The 5,667-nt window shown below is 67.5% G+C and carries 5 protein-coding genes; all 5 read right to left on the bottom strand.

Annotation, left to right across the window (positions count from 1 at the left end; genetic code table 11):
• Window positions 1-90: 90 nt before the first annotated feature.
• The 5 genes from ACFWBT_RS03250 to ACFWBT_RS03230 all read right to left on the bottom strand — a co-directional run bounded on the left by ACFWBT_RS03250 (window position 91) and on the right by ACFWBT_RS03230 (window position 5,187).
• A complete protein-coding gene (locus ACFWBT_RS03250) occupies window positions 91-873 on the bottom strand; it encodes an SDR family oxidoreductase (RefSeq protein ID WP_385695179.1) in 783 nt (260 codons plus the stop codon).
• 1 nt (window position 874) lies between these two features.
• Entirely contained in the window at window positions 875-2,143 is a 1,269-nt protein-coding gene (locus tag ACFWBT_RS03245) for an acyl-CoA dehydrogenase family protein (RefSeq protein ID WP_385695176.1), read from the bottom strand.
• Window positions 2,144-2,375: 232 nt separating this feature from the next.
• Window positions 2,376-3,068, bottom strand: a complete 693-nt coding sequence (locus ACFWBT_RS03240) for a TetR/AcrR family transcriptional regulator (RefSeq protein ID WP_385695173.1) — start codon at window positions 3,066-3,068, stop codon at window positions 2,376-2,378.
• Between the two features lie 200 nt (window positions 3,069-3,268).
• A complete protein-coding gene (locus ACFWBT_RS03235) occupies window positions 3,269-3,916 on the bottom strand; it encodes an HAD family hydrolase (RefSeq protein WP_384233043.1) in 648 nt (215 codons plus the stop codon).
• Between the two features lie 71 nt (window positions 3,917-3,987).
• The gene (locus tag ACFWBT_RS03230; RefSeq protein ID WP_385695170.1) at window positions 3,988-5,187 is read right to left on the bottom strand and encodes an acetyl-CoA C-acyltransferase; all 1,200 of its coding nucleotides are present in this window, start codon (window positions 5,185-5,187) and stop codon (window positions 3,988-3,990) included.
• Window positions 5,188-5,667 lie beyond the last annotated feature (480 nt).

Raw genomic sequence — 5,667 nt, 5'->3', positions numbered from 1 at the left:
AGTACATCCAGTACGAGGACTTCCGGCCGGCACACCGAGAGCACGCACCGGGCGCCGCTCCTTGACGGGCAAACGTTGCCTGCCGCGGCACTAGACACCGGTGTCTGCTCCCTGCCTGAACGGGAGCGCGTCACCGAGGAGCTGGCCGCCGTCGATCACCATCGTCTCGCCGGTGATCCAACTCGCGGCGTCCGAGACGAGAAAGGCGACCGCCGAGGCGATGTCGGCCGGCTCCCCTATGCGCCCGAGTGCCGTCGCGGCGGACAGGGCCTGCTCATGGTCCTTCCACAGAGCCTCGGCCAGCTTCGTGCGCACCACACCCGGCGCCACCGCGTTGACGCGAACCTTGGGCGAGAGTTCCAGGGCCAGTTGCTTCGTGAGGTGGATCAGTGCGGCCTTCGACGCGTTGTACAACCCGATGTTCGCCTCGAGGGTCATGCCGCCGACCGAGGCGGTGTTGACGACGGCGCCGCCGTGCTCGCCCATCCAGGCCCGCACGGCCAGCCCCGTCCACAGGACAGGAGCCCACACGTTCACGTCGAAGGTCTTGGCGAACCGGACGTGGTCCTGGTCGATGACGGGTCCGAAGGCCGGGTTGGTCCCCGCGTTGTTGACGAGGATGTCGAGGCTTCCGAAGCGCTCGAGCGTCAGATCTACGCAGCGCCGGGCCGCTTCTTCGTCGACCGCGTGCACACCGACGCCGATCGCCGTGCCCCCGACCTGGGCCGCGGCGGCGTCCGCCGCCTCCTGGGACCGGGAGGTGAGGACGACGTTTCCGCCGGCGGCGGCGATGGCCTGGGCGATCGCCAACCCGATACCGCGGGAGGCGCCCGTGACGACGGCGGTGCGACCGCTGAGGTCCAGCCCTGCCATTTCAGTTCACCCCTGCCTTGTGGCCGCCGGGGGTGTCCGTGCCGCTCGCCGCCGTGGTGGCCCCGTCGCGGTACCGCCGCAGTTCCTGCCTGGCGATCGCCCGCTTGTGGACCTCGTCGGGACCGTCCGCCAGCCGCAGTGTCCGCAGCTGCGCGTACATCATCGCCAATGGGAAGTCATCGGTGACTCCGGCTGCTCCATGCACCTGGATCGCGCGGTCGATGATCTTCAAAGCGATGTTCGGGGCGGCCACCTTGATGGCCGCGATCTCGGTGCGCGCTTCCTTGTTCCCGACCGTGTCCATCAGATACGCGGCCTTGAGCGTGAGCAGCCGGATCATCTCGATGTCGATGCGCGCTTCCGCGATCCAGTCCTGGATGTTGGACCGTTCGGCGACCGGACTACCGAATGTCACCCGCGACTGCGCGCGCCGGCACATCAGCTCCAGCGCCCGCTCGGCCGCGCCGATGGCCCGCATGCAGTGGTGGATACGACCGGGCCCGAGCCGGGCCTGACTGATCGCGAAACCCTCGCCCTCGCCCTTGAGGAGGTCCTTGGCCGGCACCCGTACATCGGCGAAGTCGATTTCGGCGTGCCCCTCACGGTCCTGGTAGCCGAACACCGGCAGGCCCCGCATCACCGTGATCCCGGGGGCGTCGATGGGGACGACCATCATCGACTGCTGCCTGTGCGGAGCAGCGCCGGGGTCCGTCTTCCCCATGACGATGAGCACCTTGCAGTTGCGGTGCAGGGCATTGGAGGCGAACCACTTGCGGCCGTTGAGCACGTACTCGTCGCCGTCGCGCTCCATCCGCAACTCGATGTTGGTGGCGTCGGAGCTGGCGACACGCGGCTCGGTCATCGCGAAGGCCGAGGCCATCGTGCCGTCGAGCAGGGGCTTGAGGTACTTCGCCTTGTGCTCGTCGCTGCCGAACAGCGTGAGCACCTCCATGTTCCCGGTGTCGGGAGCGTTGCAGTTGCACGCTTCGGGGGCGATGTGACTGCGCCCCATGATCTCCGCCAGCGGCGCGTACTCGAGGTTCGTCAGCCCGGGGCCCCACTCCGGGTGCGGGTGAAACAGGTTCCAGAGTCCGCGCCTTCGCGCCTCCGCCTTGAGTTCCTCGATGATCGGCGGCTGGAAATGCGGGTCACCCGACGCGCGCATCTGCACGTGGTACACCGCCTCAGCGGGGTAGACGTGTGCATCCATGAACTCGAGCAGATCCGCCTGGTACTCCTTGGCGCGATCCCGTATCTCGAACAGGGACATCTGAGCTCCTGACGGGTTGGCGTGCGAAGCCGGGGCACGGCCGAGAGCCGGCGTGACCATGCTCTTGTCGAACTTTATAATTGAATCTGGCGTCAAGTTCAACAGAGGGGGACACGGCGACGCGCGAAGAAGACCGCCCACCTCCCACGGAGGGGACGACAAAGGGAGCCGAGAAATGAGAAGCACCCGGCAGTACCGGGTGCGGTGGGCCAGGCTGTCCAGGCTGCCGGGGTCAGCGGTGGCCGGGGAACCGAAGGGCGTTCGCCCAGAGACGGGTGACCGTGGACACGAGCTCCTCGAAGTCCACCGGTGCACCTTCTTCTTGCCGTTCGCCGACCACGAAGGCGTTGTAGGCCAGGACGCTGACCATGCCCGACAGGGCACGGGAGGCCATCATCGGATCGACCCCACCGTCTGCGACATCCCGCGCCTGCAGGTCGGCGATGCCGCGGGCATTGCGGCGGATGAACGCGTCAGCGCGCCGGCTCCGGAACTCGCGGAACTCCGGCTCCACTTGTGCGACCTGCTCAAGAAGAGCCATCAGCTTCGCATTCCGCTTGTATGCCTCGAGATACGCGCGGTTGCTCGCCTCGAGTACCGCATAGGGATCGTCGGTACCCTGCACCCGGCCCATGCCGGGGTGCATCATGTCCTCCTGCGCCTCCAGGAGGACGGCGGCGAGCACCTCCTCCTTGTTGGCGAAGTAGGTGTAAAAGGATCCCGCCGCACATTGAGCTTCTTTGGTGATGTCGGTCAGGCGAGTGTCGAGGTAGCCGTCCCGTTCGAACACCTTCCGCGCGGCCTTCACCAATGCGGCCCGTGTCCGCGCTCCACGCTTCGTCGTAGGCGGCTCGCGAAGGTTCGAGAGCGGCGCCATGGGAGGTGCGTACTCGCCGTCGATCTCCTCGGGCGCGGTGGTATCCATTCCGGGAACGGTACTTGAATCCGACGCCATAGTCACAAAGGTGAGGCTGATCCCTGGCGCCGCGCAGCGCAACGGTGTCGACGGTGACGGCGCGTGGCGGCGCGTGGCGGCACACAGGATCGAAATCGCTGACCGTGGGCGGCGCCTGCCGAGGATGCGGGCAGATGGCCGTGCGGGTCTCACCCCCGCCGAATCGGCGATCAGGCGGTGATCCCGAAGCGTTCGGCGAGTTGGCGGCGAGTGTCGGCGGCGCTGGTGTGCAGTACGCCCCCGATTCCGATCCGTGCCGCTCCGTCGAGATTCTGCTGCAGATCGTCGATCATGACCGCCTCTTCGGGGTCGATGCCCAGGCGTTCACATGCGATCGCGTAGATCCGCCGGGAGGGCTTGCGGATCCCGACCTCCGCGGAGATCACGACCGCATCGGCAACGGCGGAGAGGTCGACGCCGTCGTAGGTTCCGGTACCGAACGAATTGGACACGAGCGCAACGGGACGGCCGGCGGCTCGAAGATCACCGAGCAGCGCGAGCATGTCCTGGTCGATCGACATGCCCGCCTGCATCCGGGCCGTGAGCCCCTCGGCCGGTACGTCTGCGCCGTGGACGCGGAGGCGTTCGGCGAATCCCCGCTCGAAGCCCCCTGCGTCGAGACGGCCGCACTCGTGATCGGCCAGGAGGGTGCGTGATCGCTGGTCCCGGGCGAGGAGGTCGAGCGGCAGGCGCGGGTCGCCGCCCAGCGAGGCGCCGAAGGCGGTGAAAGCCCGCAGCACACTGGAGGTGATGACCCCACCGAAGTCCACCAGGACCGCGGTTCGGGGTTTTGCCGCCGACTTCGACACGGTATCCACGTCACTCCTCACGATCGGCCTGCTGCCGCGCAATCCGACGGCAGCCACGTTCTCCAGCAGGGATGGGGACCTCAGACGACCTCGAACAGTCCGGCTGCACCCATTCCGCCGCCGACACACATCGAGATCACCACATACCGAACACCCCGGCGCTTCCCCTCGACGAGGGCATGCCCCACCAGCCGGGCACCGGTCATTCCGTACGGATGACCGACCGAGATGGCACCGCCATCGACGTTGAACCGCTCCGGATCGATGTGCAGTTCGTCCCGGCAGTACAACGCCTGGGAGGCGAACGCCTCGTTGAGTTCCCACAGGCCGATATCGTCGATGGTGAGGTCGTGCTGCTTCAGCAGTTTCGGAATGGCGAACACCGGACCGATGCCCATCTCTTCCGGCCCGCATCCGGCAACGGTCATACCCCGGTAGACACCCAGCGGCTCCAGTCCGCGGCGCTCGGCCTCCCTCGACTCCATCAGCACCGATGCCGAAGCCCCGTCCGACAACTGCGAGGAATTGCCCGCCGTCACGCTGGACCGGGCGCTCACCCGACCGTCGGGCAGCACCGGCGCCAACCCGGCCAGGCCGTCGAGCGTCGTCGACGCACGGTTGCCCTCGTCCCGGGCCAGGGTGACCTCCTCGTCCCGCACCTCCCCGGACTGCTTGTCGAGAACCTTCTTGGTGCTGGTGAGCGCGACGATCTCCCGGTCGAACCGGCCGGCCTCCTGCGCCGCCGCGGTGCGCTGCTGTGACACCAGCGCGAACTCGTCCTGACGTTCCCGGCTCACGCCGTAGCGTTCGGCGACGATCTCCGCCGTCTGCAACATCGGCAGGTAGATCCCCGGCTTGTGCTCGACCAGCCAGGGATCCGCCATGCGGTGGGTGTTCATGTGGTCGTTCTGCACCAGGGAGATCGACTCGACGCCGCCGCCGACTGCGACCTGCATGCCGTCCGTGACAATCTGCTTGGCGGCCGTCGCAATGGCCATCAGGCCCGACGAACACTGCCGGTCGATCGTCATCCCCGACACGACGTCCGGAAGTCCGGCACGCAGAGCAGCCTGACGCGCGACATTGAAACCCGAGGACCCCTGCTGCACGGCGCAACCGAAGACCACATCCTCGACCTCGCCTCCCTCGAGCCCGGCGCGATGCACCGCGTGCGAAAGGGCATGGGCGGCAAGCTCTTGCGCCTGGGTGTCGTTGAACGCGCCGCGGTAGGCCTTTCCGATCGGCGTCCGTGCCGTCGAAACGATCACTGCTTCCCTCATGTCGCCTCACTGTTTCCTGTTGGTCCGGTTCATCCGGTTCGTCCGTGAGCTTCGGGGCCGGGATTCCGAGCGCCGGGCGCCGGGCTCGAATGCGCGCCGGGGGCGCCGAACGCCAACTGTCGTGCGGAGATGGCTCATCGACCGTCTCCTCGAGCGGCCTTTGGCGTGAGCCGTGGCCGCAGCAGCGACAGGGAGTCGGCCTTCCGATCGTTATAGTTGAATTCGGCGTCATGTTCAACAGCGGCCAGGCCTTGACAGCCACCCTCCCCATCTGAGGCTACCGACCAGTCGGTATGAAGAGGTCGATCCGACCCGCCTGAGCCTCTCCCTGAGTACGGGCGTGTTCGACGCGATCGTGCAGCAGCACCGCCCGGAGGCCGCTCGGTGCTGCTGGACGGCGGGACACCCCCCCCCACCCGGGGGGGGTCGGGTGGCCCCCCCACCCCCCGGCGCGGAATCAAAAAAACCACCCCACCCGAA

Source organism: Streptomyces sp. NPDC060027 (assembly GCF_042737005.1).
GTDB lineage: Bacteria > Actinomycetota > Actinomycetes > Streptomycetales > Streptomycetaceae > Streptomyces.
Note: the sequence above shows the minus strand (reverse complement) of the source record. Positions and strands in the feature narration are given on the sequence as shown.

Coding starts and splice junctions, on each gene's coding strand:
- ACFWBT_RS03230 (WP_385695170.1), bottom strand. CDS start 5,187: ATGAGGGAAGCAGTGATCGTTTCGACGGCACGGACGCCGATCGGAAAG.
- ACFWBT_RS03250 (WP_385695179.1), bottom strand. CDS start 873: ATGGCAGGGCTGGACCTCAGCGGTCGCACCGCCGTCGTCACGGGCGCC.
- ACFWBT_RS03240 (WP_385695173.1), bottom strand. CDS start 3,068: ATGGATACCACCGCGCCCGAGGAGATCGACGGCGAGTACGCACCTCCC.
- ACFWBT_RS03245 (WP_385695176.1), bottom strand. CDS start 2,143: ATGTCCCTGTTCGAGATACGGGATCGCGCCAAGGAGTACCAGGCGGAT.